Annotated in this window: 18 protein-coding genes and 1 tRNA gene; 7 read left to right on the plus strand and 12 right to left on the minus strand. The window is 66.3% G+C overall.

The features are described from left to right. Positions 1-31: 31 nt before the first annotated feature. Together SLQ33_RS29560 and SLQ33_RS29565 are read right to left on the minus strand one after the other, a co-directional pair. Positions 32-961, minus strand: coding sequence for an SDR family NAD(P)-dependent oxidoreductase (locus SLQ33_RS29560; protein WP_319457475.1), 930 nt, complete (start codon positions 959-961; stop codon positions 32-34). A gap of 103 nt (positions 962-1,064) precedes the next feature. Then, on the minus strand, positions 1,065-2,210 hold the full coding sequence (locus tag SLQ33_RS29565) for a zinc-binding dehydrogenase (RefSeq protein WP_319457476.1): 1,146 nt from the start codon (positions 2,208-2,210) through the stop codon (positions 1,065-1,067). A gap of 145 nt (positions 2,211-2,355) precedes the next feature. On the opposite strand from SLQ33_RS29565, the gene SLQ33_RS29570 reads away from it, so the two are divergent. Next, positions 2,356-5,358: a protein kinase domain-containing protein gene (locus SLQ33_RS29570; RefSeq protein WP_319457477.1), complete on the plus strand. Its 3,003-nt coding sequence runs from the start codon at positions 2,356-2,358 to the stop codon at positions 5,356-5,358. Between the two features lie 31 nt (positions 5,359-5,389). Here SLQ33_RS29570 and SLQ33_RS29575 read toward each other — a convergent pair whose 3' ends face one another. From SLQ33_RS29575 to SLQ33_RS29595, 5 genes are all read right to left on the minus strand, one after another. After that, positions 5,390-6,175 carry an MHYT domain-containing protein gene (locus SLQ33_RS29575; RefSeq protein WP_413467734.1) on the minus strand — a complete coding sequence of 262 codons (786 nt, stop codon included), beginning with the start codon at positions 6,173-6,175 and terminating at the stop codon, positions 5,390-5,392. A 42-nt stretch (positions 6,176-6,217) separates the two neighbouring features. Next, on the minus strand, positions 6,218-6,802 hold the full coding sequence (locus SLQ33_RS29580) for an ATP/GTP-binding protein (protein WP_319457479.1): 585 nt from the start codon (positions 6,800-6,802) through the stop codon (positions 6,218-6,220). Beyond that, the gene (locus SLQ33_RS29585) at positions 6,783-7,070 is read right to left on the minus strand and encodes a DUF742 domain-containing protein (RefSeq protein ID WP_319457480.1); all 288 of its coding nucleotides are present in this window, start codon (positions 7,068-7,070) and stop codon (positions 6,783-6,785) included. Before SLQ33_RS29585 ends, SLQ33_RS29580 begins: the two co-directional genes overlap by 20 nt. Before the next feature lie 86 nt (positions 7,071-7,156). After that, on the minus strand, positions 7,157-7,606 hold the full coding sequence (locus tag SLQ33_RS29590; RefSeq protein WP_319457481.1) for a roadblock/LC7 domain-containing protein: 450 nt from the start codon (positions 7,604-7,606) through the stop codon (positions 7,157-7,159). Then, positions 7,603-10,044, minus strand: a complete 2,442-nt coding sequence (locus tag SLQ33_RS29595; protein ID WP_319457482.1) for a HAMP domain-containing sensor histidine kinase — start codon at positions 10,042-10,044, stop codon at positions 7,603-7,605. The genes SLQ33_RS29590 and SLQ33_RS29595 overlap by 4 nt, the downstream gene beginning before the upstream one ends. A 351-nt stretch (positions 10,045-10,395) precedes the next feature. Between SLQ33_RS29595 and SLQ33_RS29600 the strand changes: the two genes are divergently transcribed. From SLQ33_RS29600 to SLQ33_RS29610, 3 genes are read left to right on the plus strand one after another with little or no spacing between them, the layout of a single operon-like run. Further along, the gene (locus tag SLQ33_RS29600; protein WP_319457483.1) at positions 10,396-11,784 is read left to right on the plus strand and encodes a citrate:proton symporter; all 1,389 of its coding nucleotides are present in this window, start codon (positions 10,396-10,398) and stop codon (positions 11,782-11,784) included. 28 nt (positions 11,785-11,812) lie between these two features. Then, the gene (locus tag SLQ33_RS29605) at positions 11,813-13,036 is read left to right on the plus strand and encodes a CoA transferase (RefSeq protein ID WP_319457484.1); all 1,224 of its coding nucleotides are present in this window, start codon (positions 11,813-11,815) and stop codon (positions 13,034-13,036) included. Further along, positions 13,036-13,836, plus strand: a complete 801-nt coding sequence (locus SLQ33_RS29610; protein WP_319457485.1) for a CoA ester lyase — start codon at positions 13,036-13,038, stop codon at positions 13,834-13,836. Before SLQ33_RS29605 ends, SLQ33_RS29610 begins: the two co-directional genes overlap by 1 nt. An 11-nt stretch (positions 13,837-13,847) precedes the next feature. Here the strand turns inward: SLQ33_RS29610 and SLQ33_RS29615 are convergent, their stop codons facing one another. Then, positions 13,848-14,810: an NADP-dependent oxidoreductase gene (locus tag SLQ33_RS29615; RefSeq protein ID WP_319457486.1), complete on the minus strand. Its 963-nt coding sequence runs from the start codon at positions 14,808-14,810 to the stop codon at positions 13,848-13,850. 91 nt (positions 14,811-14,901) lie between these two features. Between SLQ33_RS29615 and SLQ33_RS29620 the strand changes: the two genes are divergently transcribed. Beyond that, a complete protein-coding gene (locus tag SLQ33_RS29620; RefSeq protein ID WP_319457487.1) occupies positions 14,902-15,384 on the plus strand; it encodes a MarR family winged helix-turn-helix transcriptional regulator in 483 nt (160 codons plus the stop codon). 107 nt (positions 15,385-15,491) lie between these two features. Beyond that, positions 15,492-16,406 (plus strand): MBL fold metallo-hydrolase, encoded by a 915-nt coding sequence (locus tag SLQ33_RS29625; protein ID WP_319457488.1) that lies wholly within the window; start codon positions 15,492-15,494, stop codon positions 16,404-16,406. A gap of 57 nt (positions 16,407-16,463) precedes the next feature. On the opposite strand, the gene SLQ33_RS29630 is transcribed toward SLQ33_RS29625, so the two are convergent. The 3 genes from SLQ33_RS29630 to SLQ33_RS29640 all read right to left on the minus strand — a co-directional run bounded on the left by SLQ33_RS29630 (position 16,464) and on the right by SLQ33_RS29640 (position 18,708). Next, positions 16,464-17,837, minus strand: coding sequence for a hypothetical protein (locus tag SLQ33_RS29630; RefSeq protein WP_319457489.1), 1,374 nt, complete (start codon positions 17,835-17,837; stop codon positions 16,464-16,466). Next, a complete protein-coding gene (locus tag SLQ33_RS29635) occupies positions 17,834-18,445 on the minus strand; it encodes a hypothetical protein (protein WP_319457490.1) in 612 nt (203 codons plus the stop codon). The genes SLQ33_RS29630 and SLQ33_RS29635 overlap by 4 nt, the downstream gene beginning before the upstream one ends. Before the next feature lie 189 nt (positions 18,446-18,634). Continuing rightward, positions 18,635-18,708 (minus strand) — tRNA-Met (locus tag SLQ33_RS29640). A gap of 304 nt (positions 18,709-19,012) precedes the next feature. Between SLQ33_RS29640 and trhA the strand changes: the two genes are divergently transcribed. After that, positions 19,013-19,708: a PAQR family membrane homeostasis protein TrhA gene (trhA, locus tag SLQ33_RS29645; RefSeq protein ID WP_319457491.1), complete on the plus strand. Its 696-nt coding sequence runs from the start codon at positions 19,013-19,015 to the stop codon at positions 19,706-19,708. A 3-nt stretch (positions 19,709-19,711) separates the two neighbouring features. On the opposite strand, the gene SLQ33_RS29650 is transcribed toward trhA, so the two are convergent. After that, positions 19,712-22,717 carry a UPF0182 family protein gene (locus SLQ33_RS29650; RefSeq protein WP_319457492.1) on the minus strand — a complete coding sequence of 1,002 codons (3,006 nt, stop codon included), beginning with the start codon at positions 22,715-22,717 and terminating at the stop codon, positions 19,712-19,714. Positions 22,718-22,723 lie beyond the last annotated feature (6 nt).

Genomic DNA, 22,723 nt, shown 5'->3' on the forward strand with positions numbered 1-22,723 from the left:
TATATGCAACCATCACGCGCAGGCCGGAGGGTCATCGTCGAGCGGGTAGGTCGCACAAACGCTCCGATATCGCCCAAAGCCGCTCAGCGCGTTGCGGATCGATCGCATGGGCCGCCACGTGCGCGCTGATCGCGCAGTCGGCGAGATAGAGGCCGCCCAGGCCGGCCAACTCGTCCGACGTCGCGGCCCACACCGACGTTGCCGCGCCTCGTTCCACCGGGACGACCTCGAGCCTGGGAGGTGCAGCCGATGGATCTCGGCCGACCGACCCGAGCGCCATCATCGCCTTCATGTCACCCTTCGACATGTAGCGGGACAGCGACGTTGCGACGGTGCCGGGATGAACGGCGAAGCTCCTGACACCGCTGTCGCGGTACCGCGCGTCCAGCGCCACCGTGAACAACACGTTGGCCGTCTTGGCCGCACCATAGGCCTTGAACTTGTCGTACGGCCGGTGCTCCCAGTTGGGATCGTCGAGATCGATGTCGGAGATCCCGTGCCCATCCGAACTGAGATTCACCACCCGCGCTGACTGGGCGTTGAGCAGCGACGGCAGCACACCGCGCGTCAGCTCGAAATGGCCGAGGTGATTGACGCCGAACTGAAGTTCACACCCGTCCTTCGTTCGTTCAAGAGGCGTGAACATCACTCCCGCGTTGTTGACGAGCACGTCGAGGCGCGGGAACCTGCTGGCGATATCGGCGGCAGCCGACCGAACGCTGGCCAGGCTATCGAGCTCGATTTCGGCCGTCTCGACCGCTGCCGCGGGTGTCTCGGTGTTGATCTCCTCGGCCACTGCCCGGAGCCGCCCACCGTCGCGCCCCGCGAGGACGATCGTGGCGCCAGCCGAGGCAAGACCGCGGGCAGTCATCAGACCCAGCCCGCTCGTGGCGCCGGTGACTACGCAGATCTTCCCAGTCAGGTCAACGCCGGCAAGGACCTCGTCGACGGTCGATGTCATGTGTTCCTCCAGGTACGCGTACTTTCACTTCACTGCATCATTGCAGTGACATGAAAATAGCACTTCCGGCCCAGCGGTCTTCGCGGACCAGAGCCTTGCGCAGTCACGGAAGCGCTTGCGGAGTGACGAGGAACTTCTCCCCGGTCGCACGCTTCACGTAGGCGTCGAAAGCGTCGGGCTTGAGCATGCCTGCGAGTGAGACCTCCCGCGTGTAGGTACTCGCGAAAGTCGTGGTGAGCTCGGCGGCCACCCTGGCTCGGAGCCGACCAATGGTCTCGGCCCCGGCGCTCTGAAGGAATGGGGTGAGCAGCCACCCACCAAGACCCCACGCCATGCCGAAGTTTCTGGTGAGCACCGTCGGACCCGTGTCGAGTCCGCCGTAGATGTACACCTGCTTGTGGACGGACGACCCATAGCGTGAGTACTCCACCGCGGTTGAACTGGCCGCTTGCTCCATGCCGTTGAGGATCTGACTGGCGAGCGGTCCGCCACCCGTCGCGTCGAAGGCAAGCGTCGCGGACGTCGCTTTGAGCGCTTCGGTGAGATCTGAGGTGAACGACGGCGATCCCGTGTTGCAGACGTGCACCGCGCCGAGCGAGCGGAGCAACTCCTCTTGGTCGGGCTTGCGGACGATGTTGACGAGCGGCACCCCGTCCTTGATGCAGAGCTTGACGAGCATCTGGCCAAGATTCGACGCCGCGGCCGTATGCACCAGGCCTGAATGACCTTCGCGGCGCATGGTTTCCAACATGCCAAGCGCCGTCAACGGGTTGACGAACGACGACGCCGCATCCTTCGCCGTCGTCCCCTTCGGCAAGACGAGACATGCGGAAGCATCAGCGATGCGGTACTGCGCGTACATCCCTCCGCCGGCAATTCCGACCGTCTTCCCCAACAGGGCCTGCGCCGCTGACGACGACCCCGCGGCCACGACCGTGCCCGCGGCCTCATTGCCCACGGGAAGCGGTTTGTCGATTCGCGCCGAAAGCCCCGTCAGGGCGTCGGCTCCCAACGATGCCGTGACGATGGGGCGCTCCGGCGTGCCCGCCACCGTCGCGGTGGCCATATCCGCGCCGGGGATGAGCACGCCCAAGTCCGACGGATTGATCGGCGAGGCTTCCACACGTACCAACACCTCATTGGCGGCTGGGGTTGGAATTGGGACGTCGTGCAGTGAGAGCTCCAACGTGCCGTGCGATGTCACCGTCGAACGCAGTTCCAGTGCACTGTCAGGCAAATCTGTGGTCATGGGTTGTGCCTCGTTCCTGTTGTCTTCACCGATGCTGCCCCAACAGTCGGCCCGTGTGTACCTCGCTTGGGCGGTCCGCACTGGTAAAAGCCGTTTCGGCGGTTTGCTCCGGGACTATGCTCAAGCACATCGCAGGGAGCCGGTGATGGACAAAGACCCGTTCACGACCCAGCGCGACGTGGGCTCAGCCATCGTCACGGAGTTGAGCGCGGCCGGATTCGCCTATGCCGAAGAGGTGGGGCGTGGTGGTTTCGGCATCGTCTACCGGTGCACCCAGCTTGCACTGGACCGCCGGGTGGCGGTGAAGGTGCTCATGGCCAAACTCGACGAAAAGCGCGAGCGGTTCCTGCGTGAGCAACGAGCCATGGGTCGGCTCACCGGCCATCCGAACATCGTGGGAGTCCTGCAGGTCGGCGAAACCGAGAGCGGCCACCCGTACCTGGTGATGCAGTACCACAAGCAAGGCTCTCTGGAGGCGCGGATTCGCCAGTTGGGTCCCCTGCCGCTGGACGAGGTGGTGCGGCTCGGGGTGAAGATGGCAGGCGCACTGGCGACTGCGCATCGTGTCGGGATCCTGCACCGAGACGTCAAGCCGGCCAACATCTTGCTCACCGACTACGGAGAACCGGCGTTGGGCGACTTCGGAATCGCCCACATGCCAGGCGGATTCGAGACCGCCAGTGGCACCTTCACCGGCTCCCCTGCGTTCGCCGCCCCGGAAACTCTCAGCGGTGATCCGCCCAGCGAGTCTTCCGATGTCTACGGGCTGGGCGCCACTCTGTTCGCCGCACTCACCGGTCACGCCGCGTTCGAACGCCTCAGCGGTGAGCAGCTGGTGGCGCAGTTCCTGCGCATCGCCAGCGAGTCGGCACCGGACCTGCGCGAGACAGGTATCCCCGACGACATCTCCACCGCCGTCGAAAGGGCAATGTCGCCCGCCCCGGCAGATCGACCGTCCGCCGCGTCATTGGGTGAGGAGATCCAGCGGATACAGCAGCGGCACGGCTACACCGTCGACGAACTGGCGCTGCCCCCGGATCCGGAGACCGGTCGAGAAGAACCACGGGTAGTCGCGGCCGGTGCGCGCCGTCCCGTCGGCAACCTTCCGTTGGAGCTCACCAGCTTCGTCGGCCGCAGCAGCGAACTGGCGGAGGTGAAGGACCTGCTCAAGTCCTCCCGGCTGGTGACATTGGCCGGGATCGGCGGCGTCGGCAAGACCCGACTGGCGCTGCGGGCCGCAACCGGGTCGGGGCGGGAGTTTCCCGACGGGGTGTGGCTCGTCGAATTGAGCGACCTGCACGACGGATCCCTGTTGGTGGACGTCGTGGCCACCAGTCTTGGTGTGCGTGACGAGTCGGCCAGACCGTTGCGCGACGTGCTTGGCGATTTCCTGGGCTCGCGAAGGTTGTTGCTGGTCCTCGACAACTGCGAGCAGGTGGTGGAGTCGACTGCCAAGCTGACCGAAACACTGCTGCGGGCTTGCCCGGAGCTGCGGGTCCTCGCGACCAGCCGCGAGCCGCTGGGCATCGGCGGGGAAGCGGTGCTGCGGCTGTCGCCGCTAGCGTTCCCGTCCGGGAACGCCGAACCCATGCTTGGTGGCCTGCCGAACTTCGATGCGATGACGCTGTTCGCCGATCGCGCCGCCGCTGCCGTACCGGAGTTCCAACTCGGCGACGACAACGAGCCAATCGTGGCGCGGATTTGCGCGAAGCTGGACGGGTTGCCGTTGGCGATCGAGTTGGCGGCGGCCCGATTGCGGGCGATCTCGCCCACGCAACTCCTGGAGCGATTGGACGACCGGTATGCGGTGCTGACCCGCGGTAGCCGCGGCGCACCTGCGCGGCAACAAACGCTGTCGTGGAGCGTCGGGTGGAGCTACGACCTGTGCACCCCCGCCGAGCAACGGCTGTGGGGCCAGCTATCTGTTTTCGCCGGCAGCTTCGAACTCGAAGCGGCAGAAGACGTTTGCCAGGGCGACCCCGCGTCAGACGAACTCCTCGATCTACTATCGGCGTTGGTGGACAAGTCCATCCTGACCCGCACCGAAGCCAACGGCGCGGTTCGGTTCCGGTTGCTCGAGACGCTTCGGGACTACGGCAGGGAGCGGATCCAGGACACCGACGACTACCTGGAACTGCGCCGGCGACACCTGGATTGGTGCCGGCGGTTGGTGCACGACGCTGTGGCAGATTGGTTCAGTCCGCGTCAGGTGCAATGGATGCAGCGCCTCGAGCGGGAGGGGCTGAACATCTGGGAGGCACTCGAATTCAGCCTGACCGACTCACCCGAGACCGCGCTGGAAATGATCGGCGCCGTCCATCCATTTGGGATAGCCCGCGGACGTCTCACCATGACCCGCAGCTGGTTGGATCGCGCGCTGGCTGCTACGGCGCCCGAACCCACCATCGAGCGGATCCAAGCGCTCTATGGGGCGGTGCTCATCGCCGGGCTGCAGGGCGACGTGCCGGCCGCGACGGACTGGGTCCGGCAGGCGCGGGCCCTCGTCGAGCAGATGGCTGACGCCGAGGCGCGCGGCATGGTCGACATCGCCGACGGGCTCACCGCCTTGGTCAGCGGTGAATTCGACCGCGCGTGCACACGATTCGAGGATGCCCTCACCGCGGTCGACGCGCCCGCACCGCGAGCCGCGGCGATGGTGTTGCTGGGCTGGAGCCTGGAGTTCGGCGGCGAGATTGGCCGGGCCCTGATCTGGCAGGAGAAGGCTCTTGCCCTTGCCGAATCCCACGGCGAGTCGGTGTATCGCGGCTACGCCTTGTGGTCGCTGGGAGTGGGGTGGTGGCGGCATCGCAAGCCCGACCTCGCCGAAGAACTGCTGAAAGAAGCGCTTCGAGTGACGCACCTGGTGGACGACCCGCGCCAGGCCGCCGCCTGTCTGGAGGGACTGGCGTGGATCGCCGCGGACCAGCACGACAGTCGGCGTGCTGCCGTATTGATGACCGCCGCTGAAGCGGTTGGCCACACCGTAGGTGCGTCCACCGTGGTGCTTCCGCATTTGGTCGTCTTCCACGAGGAGTGCGAGCGCCGGGCACGGGACGCGCTCGACGCGGACGTATTCGAAGCGGCCCAGCGGGAGGGCGATTCGCTCACCTTCGACGAGGCGGTCGCCTTCGCCCTCGGGAATGGTTAGCCGGTCACGGCAGCGCCGACGAGGTGGCTCTTCACCGATGCCGCCCGGCCCCCGCAGCGACGGGGTCAGGCGCGGGCTGACTTCCGGCAGCGACGCGATCGGAAGCCAGCATCACGGCAGTGATCGGGACGGCAAGCGCGAGTAGGCCGATCACGAACACCGGGAACAGGAACGAGAAGACCTCCGGCCCGCCGGGTACAGGCGCAGCGGGATCGACCGTCACACGGACCGCGGCCATGCCCGTATAGTGCATTCCGACGACGGCGACGCCCATCACGAGCCCGGCGACGAATCGCAGCACCGGGGACTCGAGGACGAGCGTGAACCACAGCGCGGCCGTGGCCGCGACCACGGCGATCACGATCGACAGGGCGACAAGGCCCTTGTCGTAGGTGATCTCGCCCTGGATCTGCATCGCCCACATGCCCGTGTAGTGCATCAGGGCGACGGCCAGGCCCGTGATCACGCCACCGGCGATGAGCCGGCGCACATCAAGGGTCCGACCGATGGTGATCAGCCCGACGAACACGGCCGAAATCGACAGCGCCGCCGACGCGACCGTCCATCCAAGGTTGTACCGGACCGCGCTGTTTGGGATCGCGAAGCCGAGCATCGCGATGAAGTGCATCAGCCAGATCGCCACCCCGCCGATGGCGATCGACGCCATGGCGAGCCAGCGCAGCCGAGTCCGTTCGTCGGACGCCGCGGCGCTGAGCCGGGTGCACGCGAGCCCGACGACCGAACCGGTCACCGAGACGATGTACGCCAGAAACAGCAGCCACAGACCCATGTCGAAGTGGTGCATTTCATGGTTCATGTTCATGGTCGGTTCCTCGAGATTGCGCAGGCGGACAAGGGATCAGGGCACTGTCGTCGGCAGGCGATCGAGTGCATAGGACGCAATCGCGATCAACGCGTTCTTCGCCGAATCACGTTCCCGTGCATCGACATTGATGATCGGGACGTTCGGCGGCACGGCCAGGGCCTCGCGCAGCTCCTCGGCGCCATAGGTCGGGGCATCCTCGAACTCGTTGACGGCGATGAGAAACGGCAGGTCGCGTGCCTCGAAGAAGTCGACGGCCGCGAAGCTTTCCTCGAGCCTGCGGGTGTCGATCAGCACCACGGCACCGATCGCGCCACGCACCAGGTCGTCCCACATGAACCAGAACCGACGTTGTCCCGGTGTGCCGAAGAGGTACAGCACGAGGTCGTCGGCGATCGTGATGCGGCCGAAGTCCATTGCGACGGTGGTGCTCTCCTTGCCAGGGATCACCTCGAGGTCATCGTGACCCTGCGAGACGTTCGTGACGAGGGCCTCGGTGCGCAACGGCACGATCTCCGACACCGCGCCGACGAATGTGGTCTTGCCGACTCCGAAGCCGCCGGCAATCACGATCTTCGTCGACGACAACGTGGCGCCGGGGTCAGAGTGCGCGTAGCCCATCGAGGGTCCTTTCGATCAGGCGGCGGCGATCCGAAACGGTCGAACTGTCGGTCAGCGTGACGTGCACACGAAGATGGCCGCTCTCCACCAGATCCCCCACCAGCACCCGGGTCACCCCGATCGGCAGAGCGGCATAGGACGAGATCTCGGCGATCGACGGCCGGTCGCGGCACAACCGGACGATCACAGCGCGGACATCGTCTGGCGCCCAATCGAGCTCGTCGCTCGACACCAGAGTCTCCACCGTGACCTCGATCGGCAGCTCCATCCGGGCGCGGGTTCGCCCACCCGTGAGCGTGTACGGCCGGGCGGGATTGGGTGATCGTTTCGTCTCACGCCTGTCCATGCTCAGCGTCATCGAACTCCCTGCGCCGCCGCACGCGGAGTCGCCTGTACAGCCTTGCCAACCCGGTCGACGAGCAGCGCCATCTCGTACCCGACCTGGCCGACATCGCACGAGATCGACGCCAGCGCAGCGAGATACGATCCGTTCCCGACACCCATCAACAGCAGGTAGCCATCGTCCATCTCAACGAGCGACTGACGGACCTCGCCTGCCTCGAACAACCGGGCGGCGCCGCTCGACAGGCTCGCCAAACCCGATGTGACGGCTGCCAGTTGGTCCGCGCGATCAGCCGGCAGTTGCGAGTTCGACGCCATCCGCAGACCGTCGGCCGACACGAGAATCGCGTGTGACACGCCAGGCACGTCACGGACGAAGTTGGACACGAACCAGTCGAGCGTCGGGGTGGTGGCACCAGCGGAGCTAGCGGACCGCCCGTGCCGTTCGGTGCCCTCAGTCATTCGTCTCCTTCGATTCGGCGGTGTGCCGCACTGCTTTCGGCTCGTCCGCTGCGTACACCGGCCAGCGCTCGGCTCAGCATGTCTCCAACCGCCGCGGCGTCACGCCCGACGTCGGCGCCGGGGTCGGATCCGGTCCTGGCACGGCCCGGCACTAGCCGCGCGCCGCGTTCGCGGACCGGCAGCCCGGATTCGGTGTGCCGCTGCGGTTTCTGCTCGACTGCCTGCTCAGCGGCAGCCCAGCCGGCGTCGGCGGCGGTGGCCCAAGCCCCGTCGCGTGATTCGAGTGCGGTCGGATCCATCAGCCACTCGGACACCATCCGCTCGAAGATCGGCGCAGTCTCGGCCTCGATGTTCGGCCTCACAGGTTCGGCGGCTGGCGTGGACTGCGAAGGCTGCGCCTCGGGCGTCGACCGATTGGTGAAGTAGGAAAATGAATTCGATGTCGACTGGCGTGCCGGTGCCTGTTCCGCGGCTGCCACCGGCTCCGCGACGCCGTTGACACCGCTTGCACCAGGCGACCGCTTCGGGAGTCCGTTGCGCGACGACGCATCTGATCCGTTCGTCGGTGTGGCCGGTTCAATCGCGAGCTCAACATCCGGTATCAGCGCGTGCTCAACGATCGGAAGCGGCGCGTCGCCGAACGAACCGGCAAGCGGATCGTCGAGTGGATCGACGATTTCGGCCGGCGGGGCGATCAGCGCGCCTGGTAGGTACACACTCGCCGTCACACCGGGCTGACCGTTCAACGCGTTGGTGGTGCGGAGCCGAACCGTCGCATCGTGGCGTCGAGCAAGTCGACCGACGACGAAAAGGCCCATCCGCTTTGCGGTTTCGGAGGTCACCTCGCCGCCCAGTGCGAGCCGTTCGTTGGCCGCGCTCAAGTCGTCCGCGGGCATGCCGAGTCCGCGATCGGCCACCTCGATGAGGATCCCGGCGTCGACCGCGCGCGAGACCATCACCGATACCGACGATTCGGGCGGCGAGTACCGCAATGCATTGTCGAGCAGCTCCGCGATCAGGTGGCCGACGTCACCTGCCGCCGCGCCGACGATCGAGACGTCGCCGGTGGGGCCGAGCGTGACGCGACCGTACTCCTCGACCTCGGACATTGCCGCGCGCAGCACCTCCGGCAGCCGCACTGGCGCCGACCTGCGATGCCGTTCCACCGTGTCGGCAAGCACGAGCAGATTGTCGCCGTTGCGGCGCATGCGCGTGACGAGGTGGTCGAGCCGAAACAGGTGGTCGAGCCGGACGGGATCGTCTTCGTCGAGCTCGAGTGTCTCGATCAGGCCCAGCTGCTCTTCTACGAGGGATCTGCTTCGGCGGGAGAGGGTTTCGAACATCTCGCCGATCTGCAGGCGGACGCCGTGCTCGCCGGCCAGGCGGACCGCTTGGAAGTGGATGTCGTCGATCGCGCGCGCCAGCTGCCCCACCTCTTCGTTGGTGTGCACCGGCAGCGCCGTAATCTCCGGCACGCCACCACCCTTGCTGAGTCGTTCGATCTCCTCGGGCAGCTGGACCTGCGCGACCTGAAGTGCGCCGCGGCGTAGATCGCCGATCGATCGGATGAGCGAGCGGCCGACCGCGAGCGCAACGACGAGTGCGGTCAGCACCGCGCCGAGGATGATGGCGGTGTCGCGAAGGGCCGCGGACCGCAGCGCGTTGGCCCGAGCATGCACCGTTTGCTCGAGCTCAGCCGAAAGTTGTTGCGCCATGGCGTGATATTGATCGGCGCTCGCCCGCGGCGCAGATGGCGTCAGCTGGGCGAGTCGATCGATCGCCGCCGCTTCTGCACCTGCCGCTTTCGCCACCTTGGTCCGCAGCGCGACGGAGTCGACGAAATCCGGCGCCGCCGACAACACCCGCTGCGTTGTCAGCGATCGTTGCGCCGAAAGGACGGTGACTAGCCGGTCCGTGAGCGCCTGTACGGCACCGTCACCGACGGTCGCCATTGTCGTGGCGATCGCCGTGATGACACCGGTCGCCGCGCTCTCCGCTTGCTCGGCAATCCGTAGCTGCGGCACGGGGCCCAATGCGACCTCGTCGCGAAACGTCTTCGCCGCCGAGGTCGCGGTGGCCAGCGCCGCAGCGACAGATGGATGGAATTCCGCGGATGTGGTCAGGGCCGCCGCGGCCGCGTCGAACTCTGTGAGCGGTTCGTCGATCGGCGCACCCGTGGCGGCGGCGTAGGCAAGACCGTCGAGCCGGTCGACGAACTCGACCGCAGGCACCACGATCCCGACGTCGCCGGACGCGACACTCAACTTCGACGCCGCCGAGAGTTCGTTCTGGATCCGCAGCGCACCGAACGTCGCAGCGAGCAGGACAGGGAGGATCAGGATCGCCGCGACTTTCCATCGCAACGGCCAGCCCACGAACGACGTCCGCGACACGGTCGGATGCGCATCTTGGACGACGTCCGGCCCATTGGCCTCCATGCCGCACCACCCATCCGCCGGTCTATTGACGTTCGAGAAGAAACCGGCCGCCCGCGAGCGTAGATCAGTGATCACGGTTGTGCATCGACGCGGTGAACGTCAGTAGCCTCAGCGGGGTCGCAAAGTGACGGGTGACCTCGTCCTTTATCGCGAAGCGACAATAATTTGCCCATTGACGACGGGAGTCTGGGCCGCTTGTTCCCTCCGACTCGACGTCACGTGCGTCGAACCCGGCGAGCACAACGAACACAACATTTCTTAGGTACGCAAGCGTGACTGTGAGCGGCGGCACGGTCGAGACTCCCCGTTATCGCGATCACATGACCTCAGGATCGCGGACGAGGAGTGGCAATGCTGGTAGCACTCGGCTTCCTGATGGTGGCGGTCTTCATGTTCTTGATCATGTCGAAACGGGCTACTCCCGTCGTCGGCCTGATCGCAGTGCCGATTGTGTTCGGCCTCCTGGCCGGCGCGGGACTAGGCATCGGCAACATGGTCGCCGACGGAATGAAGGCCGTGGCGCCGACGGCCGCGCTGCTGTTCTTCGCGATCATCTACTTCGGGATCATGATCGACGTCGGCTTGTTCGATCCACTGGTCAGATGGATTCTGCGGATCGTCCGAAACGATCCGATGCGTCTGGTTGTCGGAACAGCCCTATTGGCCATGGTGGTGTCCCTCGACGGCGACGGGTCCACGACATTCATCATCGTCACCTCGGCGCTGCTGCCGCTCTATCTGAAGCTGAAGGTCAGCCCGGTTGTGCTCACCGTCGTCGCCGGCCTCTCGAATGGCGCGATGAACATCCTGCCGTGGGGCGGGCCGACCGCCCGGGCCGCCGCTGCGCTCGGCATCTCACCGTCCGAGGTCTTTGTGCCGATGATTCCCGCAATGGTGGTCGGCCTCGTCGTCGTACTGCTCTTCGCGGTGCACCTGGGTTTGGCCGAGCGGCGCCGCATCGGCAAGTTGGCTCTGACCGCGGAACCGTCGCTGGTCGCCGTGGGCTCCGGCGGGGATCGGATCGTGTCGGGTGACGGCTCGGAGAGTGGCGCCTCTGGCGGTGCGGGGTCGGACGACGATGAGGACCGGTTCGTGGACGGCCTCGACCCGCTGCGGCCGACACTGCGGCCAAAACTGTTCTGGTTCAACGCCACTCTTACCGCAGGACTGCTGGTCATGCTGGTGATCGACGTGCTGCCGCTTCTGGTGCTGTTCATCGCGGCCACATCAATCGCGTTGGTTATCAACTTCCCGCGCGTCAAGGAGCAGCAGGAAGCGATCACACGCCACTCGTCGAGCATCGTCTCGGTCGTGGCGATGGTGTTCGCCGCTGCGGTGCTCATCGGCGTGTTCCAGGGCACCGGCATGGTCGAAGCGATGGCCCACTGGCTGATCCACATCCTGCCTTCGGCATTGGGGCCCCACCTGGCCGTCGTCACCGGCGTGCTGAGCCTGCCGTTCACGTTCTTCATGAGCAACGATGCCTTCTACTTCGGCGTCATGCCCGTGCTCGCCGAGGCGGCGTCGACCTACGGCATCGCGCCCGCCGAAATCGCTCGCGCATCGATCGCCGGGCAGACCTTCCACATGCAGAGCCCGCTGGTGCCGGCCATTCTGCTGCTGGTGACTCTCTCAGGCGTATCCCTCGCCGACCACCACAAGAAGGTGCTCTGGCGCGCCGCACTGGTCTCGCTGTCCATGCTGGCGGTCGGCGTGGCGCTGGGACAGATTCCGCTGTGACCAAACACCATTAGCCACAAGGAGTCTCATGAACGATCCAAACGCGGACGAGGCAGTGTCCGGCCCGCTACGGGGCATCCGTGTGCTCGACATCAGCACGGTGTACGCCGCGCCGATCACCGCCATGTTGCTTGGCGACTTCGGCGCCGACGTCATCAAGGTAGAGCACCCGCGCGGTGATCCGGCGCGATCGCACGGAGCGAATAAGAACGGTCACGGCCTGTGGTGGAAGGTCATTTCGCGCAACAAGAGGTGTGTGACACTCAACCTCGGTACGCACGACGGCCAAGAGATCCTCCGCGCCCTCGCACGAGATGCCGATGTGCTCGTCGAGAATTTCCGTCCAGGTGTGCTGGAGCGATGGGGGTTGGGCCCCGAACGGCTCCATGCCTTCAACCCGGGTTTAATCATGTTGCGTGTCACCGGGTTTGGTCAGATCGGTCCATACTCCAGCCGACGCGCTTTCGGAACCCTCGCCGAAGCGATGAGCGGGTTCGCGCATCAAACAGGAGACGAGGACGGCCCACCGACGCTCCCTCCGTTCGGTCTGGCCGACGGGGTGACGGGGATCGCAGGGGCATTCGCCGTGATGACGGCGCTGTACCACCGTGCCACCCCAGAGGCGGGCGGCCGCGGTCAAGTCATCGATTTGTCCCTGCTCGAACCACTGCTTGCAATCCTGGGCCCGGGGCCCACTGCCTACGACCAGCTCGGCACCATTCCCGGTCGGCAGGGCAACCGTTCGCCGAACAACGCCCCACGTAATACCTACCTCACCAAAGACGGTCGCTGGGTGGCCATCTCCGCCAGCGCCACCTCGGTCGCGGAGCGAGTCATGCGCCTGGTCGGTCGACCCGACATCGTCGAGCAGCCCTGGTTCGCTTCGGCCGGTGAGCGCAGTCGAAACGGCGACCTTCTCGACGACGCCGTCGCGAAGTGGATCGCCGCCCGTCCGTTGACCGAGGTGACCGAGGAGTTCGAGCGAGTCGGCGCGGCGCTGGCACCGATCTACGACGTGGAGCAACTGATGAACGACCCGCACGTAATCGCCCGCGAAGCGATCACCACCGTCGACGACGAAGACCTCGGCCCAGTGAAAATGCAGAACCTCATGGTCCGCATGCTCGAAACGCCCGGCTCCATTCGGTTCTGCGGCCGCCGGCTCGGCCAGGACAACGAGCAGTTCTACCGCGAAGCACTCGGCCTCGATCCAGAACAACTCGCGACACTGGCAGCAAAAGGCGTGATGTAGTGAACCGCACCTATTTGTTTGCCCCCGGCCACAACGAGAAGCTCGTCGGCAAGGTCTTCGACGCGGGCGCGGACGCCGTAATACTCGACCTGGAAGACGCCGTCCCGCCCGAACACAAAGTGGCCGCGCGACACAACGTCGCCAAAGCTCTCCGACACCATTCCGCCTGGGCGAGGATCAACGCCGCCCGAACGCCACTCGCAGAAGCGGATCTGCACGCGATTGCCGCACTCGCATACGGCATTCGCATTCCCAAAGTCGAGTCGGTGGACGACGTTCGCTGGGTAGTCGACCGGGCGCCCGGCAAACCCCTGATCTGTGCGATCGAAAGCGCAAAGGGCGTCGCGAACGCGATTGCCATCGCCGCAGAGCCGGGAGTCACGTATCTCGCCCTCGGCGGGATCGATCTGCAGAAGGACCTGGGAGTCACCAGCGGCGACGCGCCGTTGCAGTACGTGCGCTCACACCTGGTCGTGGCCGCCCGGGCGGCGGGACTCGAGCCGCCGATAGACAGCGTCTATCCGTATCTTCAAGACACCGAGGGACTTCGGCGTCAGGCGTGCCTCAGCCGCTCGCTCGGCTTCTTCGGCAAGTCGGCAATCCACCCCTCTCAGCTCCCGGTCATCCACGCCGAATTCAGCCCGCGTGAAGACGAAGTGCGGTGGGCGCGGGGTGTCATCGATGCCTTCGACAACGCAAATGGGTCGGCCATTCGCCTACCAGACGGAGAATTCGTTGACTTGCCCGTTGCTGAGCGCGCACGCAAGATCATGCGGCTGGCCGAATCGCTTTCATCCTGATCGCTGAGCACCTACGGCAAGGTCGAAGATTCCACGTCGGCGCGAACGAGGATCGTCTTGCCGGGTAGCCGACCAGCGTCGGCATCGTCGTGCACCGCGGCGAGCTCGGTCAGCGCGCGGCGGTCGGCGACGTCGATCCGGAGTTGTCCGGCGTCGACGCGGCCGACGAGGCCGGCCAGTTGCGCGGCGTCGCTGTGGACGAAGACCCGCTGCGTGCGGACTCGACGTGCCGGATCCTCCGGCCCCGATGTCATGGTGCCGACCAGGAACCCGCCGTCGGCGACGATGCTCGCGAGCGCCGCGGTCTCATCCGGTGTCGTACTCACCAGATTGAGCACCACGTCGAATGGCTGCCCGTCGACAGCCAGCGGGGCGGCCGTGTAGTCGAGGTAACCGATGATCTCGTCGGCTCCGTGGCGGCGCAGCCGGTCGGCGCTGGCCGCCTTCGCGGTCGCGGTGACGACGGCGCCGGCCTGCTTGGCGAGCTGGACGGCGTAACCGCCGACCGCTCCCCCCGCGCCGTTGATCAGGATCGTCTGCCCGGCCTTCAATGCGGCGACGTCGAACAACGCCTGCCACGCCGTCAACCCGACGGTCGGCAGCGCGGCGGAATCGGCCAGTGCCACCGACCGCGGCGCGGTGGCCAGCACCTCGGCTGGCGCGAGCACGTACTCGGCGGCGGCACCGTCGGTGTCCATCGGAAGAAGCCCCACGACAGCGTCGCCCACGTTCCAATCCGTCACCCCGTCACCGAGCTCGGCGATCGTGCCCGCGACGTCGATGCCCGGCACGTGTGGGAGCGTGATCGGGAAGGCTTCCGTGAGGTAGCCGCCGCGGATGCCGGCATCGACCGGGTTGAACGACGTTCCGGCGACCTTCACCAGAACCTGTCCCGCGCCCGGCGTGGGCGTTTGAACGTCTTCGTACTGCAGAACCTCGCTGCCGCCGTAGCGGTGGTAGCGCACAGCCTTCATGATTTCCTCCTTCGTAGGTGCTTCGATGTTGAAGCAGTTACGTCAGGAATAACTTGCTTCGAGGTCGAAGCATTCCCTCTATGATCGCAGCGTGGCCAAATCCCTCGAGCCCGAGCAGATGCGCACCTACTTCGCCCTCACCGAGGCCGCCAGCCTGCTTCAGTACGCCGTGCGCCAGCAGCTGCAGGCCGAGGGCGACCTCAGCTACGTGCAATTCGAGATCCTGGCCAAACTCGTCGACACCCAACAGCCACTCACCATGACCGAGCTAGCCGACGGCGTGGTCTACAGCCGTAGCGGCCTGACCCATCAGGCCGGCCTCTTGGAAAAGGCCGGGCTCATCACCCGCGAAGCCAGTCCCCACGATCAGCGCGCCACCGTCGTCGCCATCACCGAGGCGGGCCGAGCCCGTGTCGCCAAGGTCCTGCCTGGCCACATCCAAGTCGTCCACGACCTCCTGTTCGACCCGCTGTCTGATCAGGACGTGCGCACCCTCGGCAACCTCATGAGTCGCGCCCGCGACCACATGCGTGGCCGACCACCCCGCTCCGCTGCCCCGCGCAAACGTCACTGACAACTCAATGACTTCCCCATTGGGATGAACTCCGGAGCCGGCTCGCGTTCGACGGGAAGAAGGGTCAGTCACGAGTTCGTCGGGCACGGCGGTCAGGAGAAGAAATCATGAGCGTGGACAACATTTCACACCTCGGTAGCCAGGGGCTCGACGAGTTGGTTCCGTCGCGCTACGCGATGCAGGTCGGCGACATCGAGGTGCTAGTGATCAGCGATGGGGTGCTACCGATAGCGGCCGAGACGCTGGCCTACAACGTCGATTCGGCCGACCTGTCGGGCTGGCTGGGCGACAATTTCCTGCCGCCGGAGGTGCTCGAGTGGCCGCTGAACGTGGCCGTGGTGCGTAGCGGCGACCAGACCGTACTCATCGACGCCGGGCTCGGGGTGGAGTTCCCGGACTTCCCGCGGGCCGGTCAGTTGGCCTTGCGACTCAAGGCCGCAGGCGTCGACCCCGCAGCCGTGACCGACGTGGTGCTCACCCACATGCACATGGACCACGTTGGGGGGCTGCTCGGCGACGGGCTGCGGCGCCACCTGAGTTCGGACCTGCGGGTCCACGTGGCGGCCGCCGAAGCCGAGTTCTGGGAGTCGCCCGATTTCTCCCGCACCCACATGCCGCAGGGGGTGCCGGACGCGCTGCGGTCGGCGTCCACGCAATTCTTGGAGGAGTACCGCGGTCAGCTGCGGCGGTTCGACACGGAGTACGAGGTGGCGCCGGGTGTGCTCGCCCGTCGCACCGGCGGCCATACCCCCGGGCACAGCATCGTCCGCCTGGCGTCCGGCGACGACCGGCTGACGTTCGCCGGCGACGCCGTGTTCCAGGTCGCGTTCGAGCACCCCGAGTGGTTCAACGGCTTCGAACACGACCCCGAGGAGGCAGCCCGCGTCCGGGTCAGCCTGTTGCGGGAACTGGCGTCGACGGGTGAGGCGCTGGTGGCCACTCACCTGCCGTTCCCGTCCGTCTGCCACGTGACGGCGGCCGGCGACGCGTTTCGCTGCGTGCCGGCGGTCTGGGATTACTGACCCGCTTGATGGAATGAAAACGGCCCCCGGAGTGAGGTCCGGGGGCCGTCAGACCATCTAGTAAAGACCTTGAGCCCGAAGGTCGGCGAGCATGGCGGTGACCGCCGCGATGATCTCGGCATCTGGGCTGTGGAAGCGGCTTCCCAGCCGCTGGACGGCGGTGTCTATGCGCTGCAGAATCGCGCGATAGGCGTCAGCCGCGGCCTCGGCGTAGCTAGCGGCGACCTCCGCCTGGGATGGGTCGGCGTACCGCATGGACAGATTCGCCAATTCGCTGGACAGGTCCTTAGCCTGCTGCTGCACCTTCCATGTGAGGTTGCGCGTGAACTCGAGATCGGGCGCGAACTGCGACTCCACCTCCTCAGCCAGTCCGACCTCCAGCACGTAATCGATCTGGTACAGCGCGTCGACCGTACTTTCGGCAGACCCGATTCGGGCGCGCACCTCCAACGGCGGGATGGGAATCGTCAACAGTTGGGTCGATACTTCGGCTCGCGCCCATCGCTCCATATCCGCGGCATGGGCCCGCCAGTGGGCGATCTCTGCCACTGCGGCTTCCCTCGCGGCAACGACCTCGGCGTCTGCGGCTTCCCGCGCAGCAGCGACGTCACCGCTCGCCTGCCCACGCGCCGCTGCCACCTCAGTGGCCGCGTCGGAGCGCACCTTTTCCAGCTCGAGGCGCACCCGCTGTACGGCCTCCTCCCCCGTCGCCCGCTCGGTTGTCCGTTCGGCGCTCCGCTGTTCCGCACGTACCTCGGCAGCCCGAACCTTCTCCTCGGCTGCCGCCACCTCAGCCGCCGCACCTGCGCGGACCCGTTCGATCTCGGCTTGCAGCTGCTGCACGGTCTTCTCCCCGGCCGCCCGCTCCGTTGTCCGTTCGGTGCTCCGCTCGACGGCACGTGCCTCCGCAGCCCGAACCTTCTCCTCGGCTGCCGCTACCTCAGCTGCCACACCGTTGCGGATCCGTTCGGTCTCGGCTTGCGCCTGCTGCACCGCCTTCTGATCGGCCGCCCGCTCTGCTGCACGTTCAGCATCTTTGCGTGCGGCCTCGGCCTCCACTGCGCGGACCCGCTCAGCCGCCGCCGTAGCAACGCGCGCGGATTCCCCGGCTTCAGCCCGAGCCAGCGTGGCCGCCGCCTCGGCGTCCAGCCTGCCCTGATGCGCCTGGCGGGCCTGCTCCTCGGCCACACGCCGTAGATGGTCGGCCTCGACGAGCTGCATCGCCAGCGACCGGCGTGGCACGGGTGGGCCGTTGCGTTTGCGGTGTTGGACAAGTTCACGCTCACTCATCCCTGCCAATGCGACCGATTCGGCACGCGGCTGCATGCCCAACCGCTCGGCCGCCGCGAGGGCCTCCACCGCCGCGCGTCGTGTCAACGTCGCCCACCTGTCGACGTCGAGGTCCTCAATGTGTTGCCGCGTGGTTGTCATCGGCGCCGCCGCCCTCCCCCGCTGTCTTTCACCGTGGCGGAAGACGTTTCACCGGCCGTCGTTGGCGTCGCGGTGTCGGGCTTCCGGTGCGCCGACGACGCTGGTTTGTCGTCGAGCTGGCCATCTGGCGACTGCACCGTCGTGGCTACCGCGAGTTCAGCAACGGGACCGCCCTGCTGTGCCAGCACCAGCAAGAGCTGCTCCTGGTAAACCACTACGGCCTTGGCGAGCGTGTCGTCGCCGAGTTGCTCGGCATCACGGAGCAGCCCACGCAGCAGCTCCAGGGTTACCGCTGGCCCAAGACCCAGGGTGGCGCCCTCGCTGACCGCAGGCTCTATCCCTGCGGTTTCGACCACCCACTGCCACCGCTCCCAGCAGCGCGCCACCGCCAGCGCATTCTGCGCATCGCCACGAGTCTGTTCTAGATCGCGTTCCCGCTGCTCAAGCAGCTGCTGGGACCGCTTACCGGCCCTTCGAACCCCGTAGAGCACAGCACACGATGCGATGATCGCCGCGAGCAGCGCCGCTACGCCAGCGAAGCCAGGCGAGACAATGAAATCCCGCAGCGGTAGATCTCCCAGAACGCCTGTCCGCAGAACATGGTTCACCTTGCCAGTCTCGCATTACGACAACCCGTATGACGGCGGCAAAACCATCCGCAACCAGTGCGGGGGCGCCCCAGCCAGTTCCGCGACAAGATTGGCCGTATTTACGCCGCCACTCGGTGCCGGTCGCTCCAGTTCCCAAAGCCAATGAGAACGGCCCCCGGAGTGATCTCCGGGGGCCGTTCTACCTAGTAGCGGGGACAGGATTCGAACCTGCGACCTCTGGGTTATGAGCCCAGCGAGCTACCGAGCTGCTCCACCCCGCGATGGTGAACACAAGGTTACTCAGTGCGTCGGCAGGACTCCAAATCGCGTGCTCAGGGCCATGACAGCGCCCCATTCGGCGGCTGCGCCGACCCCGAACCGGGCACGCTCCGCCGTGTCGACTGGCAGGAGTTGGCGCGCGGTCGCAGGTAGGCTCAGTCCCGCGCCGTCGCGATCTGCGATGGCCTGCCTTACCGGCTCGCCCCCAACAGCGGAGACGACCTGAACACACGTACCTCGGCGCCAAGTACGAACGTCACCTCCGGGCGAGCCGACCCGGAGGAACTCGTCACGCCGAACGGTCCGGTGGCCCCCGTCGTCGACGACCTACCCCAGGGCCTCGCCGACACCGTCGCCGACCTCATCGGCAGGCCGAGCGCCCGCGGCTGGATCCACCTCTGCTCGGCCGTCATCGCCGTGTTCGGCGGAGTGGCGCTGGTCTGGGCCGCGTGGCTCACATCGTCACCGAAGGCCGTCGTCGCGACCCTGATCTACACCGTCAGCATCGTCGCCATGTTCAGCGTGAGCGCCATCTATCACCGCAAGCACTGGCACTCTCCCACGGCCCTGAAGTGGATGAAGCGGCTCGACCACTCGGCGATCTTCGTGTTCATCGCGGGCAGCTACACGCCGTTCGCGCTGCTGGCGATGCCGCCGGCAACGGGAGCCCAAGTGCTGACCATCGCCTGGTCTGGCGCAGCGGCGGGCGTCGCGCTAAAGATGTGGTGGCCGTCCGCGCCGCGATGGGTCGGCGTGCCCCTGTACCTGCTGCTCGGCTACGCGGCCATCTGGTTCGCGGGGACCCTGCTCGACGGTGGCGGGCCGGTCGTGGTGAGCCTGCTCGTCCTTGGCGGCGTGCTCTACAACGTCGGCGCGCTGCTCTACGGCTTCCGCTGGCCCAACCCGTGGCCGCACCACTTCGGCTACCACGAGTTCTTCCACGCCTTCACCGCCGCAGCGGCCATCAGCCACTACGTCGCGGTGTGGTTCGTCGTCCTCTAAGCCCTACTTGGCGTCGCGGTACTTGGCCATCGCGTCGTCGAGCCGCTGCAGCGCCTGACCGTACTCGGCGAAGTCACCGCTCTGCTGAGCCTTTTGCGCCCCGTCCAGGGCCGCGTTGACCTCTTGCAGCGCTGCGGCTTTCGCCCCCGACAGCTGCACGGGACCGCCCGGCGGAACCGCCGCGATGGGGGTGGGCACCTCGGGAGCGCGGCCCGGCGGGGTGGCGGGCGGCACCTGCTGCCCCTGTGGCGCGGCGGGTGGCGGCTGCTGTCCGGCAGGCACGTTCGTCGGCTCGGGTCCGGTGGCCGTCGCGCCTGCGCCCGGCCCGAACAACTCGGTCAGCGCATCACTCACGGTGGGGCCGTAACCGACCTTGTCGTTGTACATCATCGCCACGCGGATGAGTCGCGGATACGACGACGACGCGTCGCTGGCCCCCGGTGAGGCGTACACCGGTTCGACGTACAACAACCCACCGTCGGCGACCGGCAACGTCAGCAGGTTGCCCCACCGGATCCGGTTCTGGTTGTCGCGGCCGATGACGCCGAGGTCCTGGCTGACCGCGGTGTCGGTAGTGATCGCGTTGTTGGCCAGCTTGGGCCCATTGACCTGACCCGGAATGGTCAGCACGGTGATCTTGCCGTACGTCGCCGGGTCGGAACTGGCGCTGATGTAGGCCGCCAGGAAGTCGCGCCGGAACCTGTTCATCGCACTGGTGAGCTGGAACGACGCCGAATTGTCGTTCTGCGCAATGTCCTTCGCCACGATGTAGTACGGCGGCTGGAAACTGCTGGCCGTCGGGTTGGGATCCAACGGAACGTCCCAGAAGTCCGACGTCGAGAAGAACGTCACCGGGTCGTTGACGTGGTACTTGGCCAGCAACTGGCGCTGAACCTTGAACAGGTCCTCGGGGTAGCGCAGGTGCGCCTGCAGTTCCGGGCTGATGTCGCTCTTCGGCTTCACGGTGCCCGGGAACACGTTCATCCACGCCTGCAGCACGGGATCCTGCTCGTCCTGCTCGTAGAGCGTGACGGTGCCGTCGTAGGCGTCGACGGTGGCCTTCACCGAGTTTCGGATGTACGACACCTGCTTGTCGAGCAGCGGCCGGTTCAGCGCCACCTCGGTGGAGTCGACGGTGGCCGTCGACAGCGACGTCAACTCCGAGTACGGATAGTTGTCCAGGGTGGTGTAGCCGTCGACGATCCAGACCATGCGCTTGTTGACGATGGCCGGGTACACGCTGGTGTCGGTGGTCAGCCAGGGGGCCACGGCCTTGACGCGCTGCTCCGGATCGCGGTTGAACAGGATCTTGCTGTTCGACCCGATGACGTTGGAGAACAGGAAGTTGCGTTCTCTGAACTTGGCGGCGAATACGCTGCGCGCCAACCAGTTACCGACGGACACTCCACCCGAGCCGGTGTAGGTGTAGTTCTTGGTCTCGGTGTTGGTCTCGTAGTCGTACTCACGGTCGGCACCGTTCTTGCCGACGATCGCGTAGTCGTTGGCCGTGTTCGAGATCACCGGGCCGAAGTAGACGCGCGGCTGATCGAGCGGGGCCGGGCCCGGCGAGACCACGCTGCCGTTGGCGCCCACCACGCTGGCGAGGAACTCGGGGTAGCCGCCATTCTGGTTGGGGTCGTTGGCGATTCCGCGCACCGTGTTGGCCGGCGAGGCGATGAAACCGTTGCCGTGGGTGTAGACGGTGAAGCGGTTGATCCAGTCCCGCTGGTTGTCGATCAGCCGGTCGGGATTTAGCTCGCGGGCCGCGACGACGTAGTCGCGCAGGTTGCCGTCGGGGCCGTTGTAGCGGTCGATCGCCAACTGTTCGGGGAAGAAGTAGAAGTTCTTGCTCTGCTGGAACTGCGTGAAGGCCGGGCCGACGATGGTGGGGTCGAGCAGCCGGATGTTGGACGTCGTCGCGCGGTCGGCCGCCACCTCCTGCGCCGAGGCCTGGGCGTTGCCGCTGTAGTCGCGGTACGTCACGATGTTGTCGGTCAGGCCGTAGGCCTGTCTGGTGGCCGCGATACTTCGACTGATGTATTCGCTTTCCTTCTGCGCGGCATTGGGCTTGACGCTGATCTGCTCGACGATGAGCGGCCAGCCCGCACCCACGATGAGCGACGACAGCAACAGCAACGCGACGCCGATGGCGGGAATGCGCAAGTCGCGCAACACGATCGCCGAGAACACCGCGATCGCACAGATCACGGCGATCCCGAGCATGATCAGCTTCGCGGGCAGCACCGCGTTGATGTCGGTGTAACCGGCACCCGTGAACGGCTTGCCGGCGCGGCTGTGGCTGAGCAGTTCGTAGCGGTCCAGCCAGTACGCGAAGGCCTTGAGCAACACCAGGGTGCCCACCAGCGAGACCAGCTGAATGCGGGCCGATCGGCTCAATGCGCCGCTGCGGCCGGCCAGCCGGATGCCACCGAACAGGTAGTGCCCCAACAGGTTCGCGATGAGCGCCAGGAACGTCGCGGCGAACAGATAGCCCAACACCAGTTCGTAGAAGGGCAAGTCGAATGCATAGAAGCCGAGATCCAACCCGAACTGAGGGTCCGCCACCCCGAACGAACCACCGTGCAGGTACATCTGCACCTTCACCCACTGGCTCTGCACGATGAAGCCGGTGATCACCCCGATCACCACGGGGATGCCGATGCCGAAAAGCTTGAGCCGCGACATCGCCGCCGTGCGATAACGCGCGATCGGATCGTTGGGCCCCGCGGTGGGCACGAACACCGGCCGGGTCCGGTACGCGAGCGCCAGCGCCGCGAACACGACGACACCCATGAGCACCGCTGACACCACGAACACGATCATCTTGGTGAACAGGACGGTGGTGAACACCGACCGGTAGCCGAGCTCGCCGAACCACAGCCAGTCGACATAGGTGTCGACGAGTCGTCCGCCAAACAGCAGAAGCGCGACGGCGGCCACTGCGATGCCGATCAGAATCCGGCTACGTCTCGTCAGCTTCGGCATCCTCGCCGGGGGGCGCATACCCACTCGTCA

The organism is Mycobacterium sp. RTGN6, assembly GCF_033804605.1.
In the GTDB taxonomy this organism is placed as follows: Bacteria; Actinomycetota; Actinomycetes; order Mycobacteriales; family Mycobacteriaceae; genus Mycobacterium.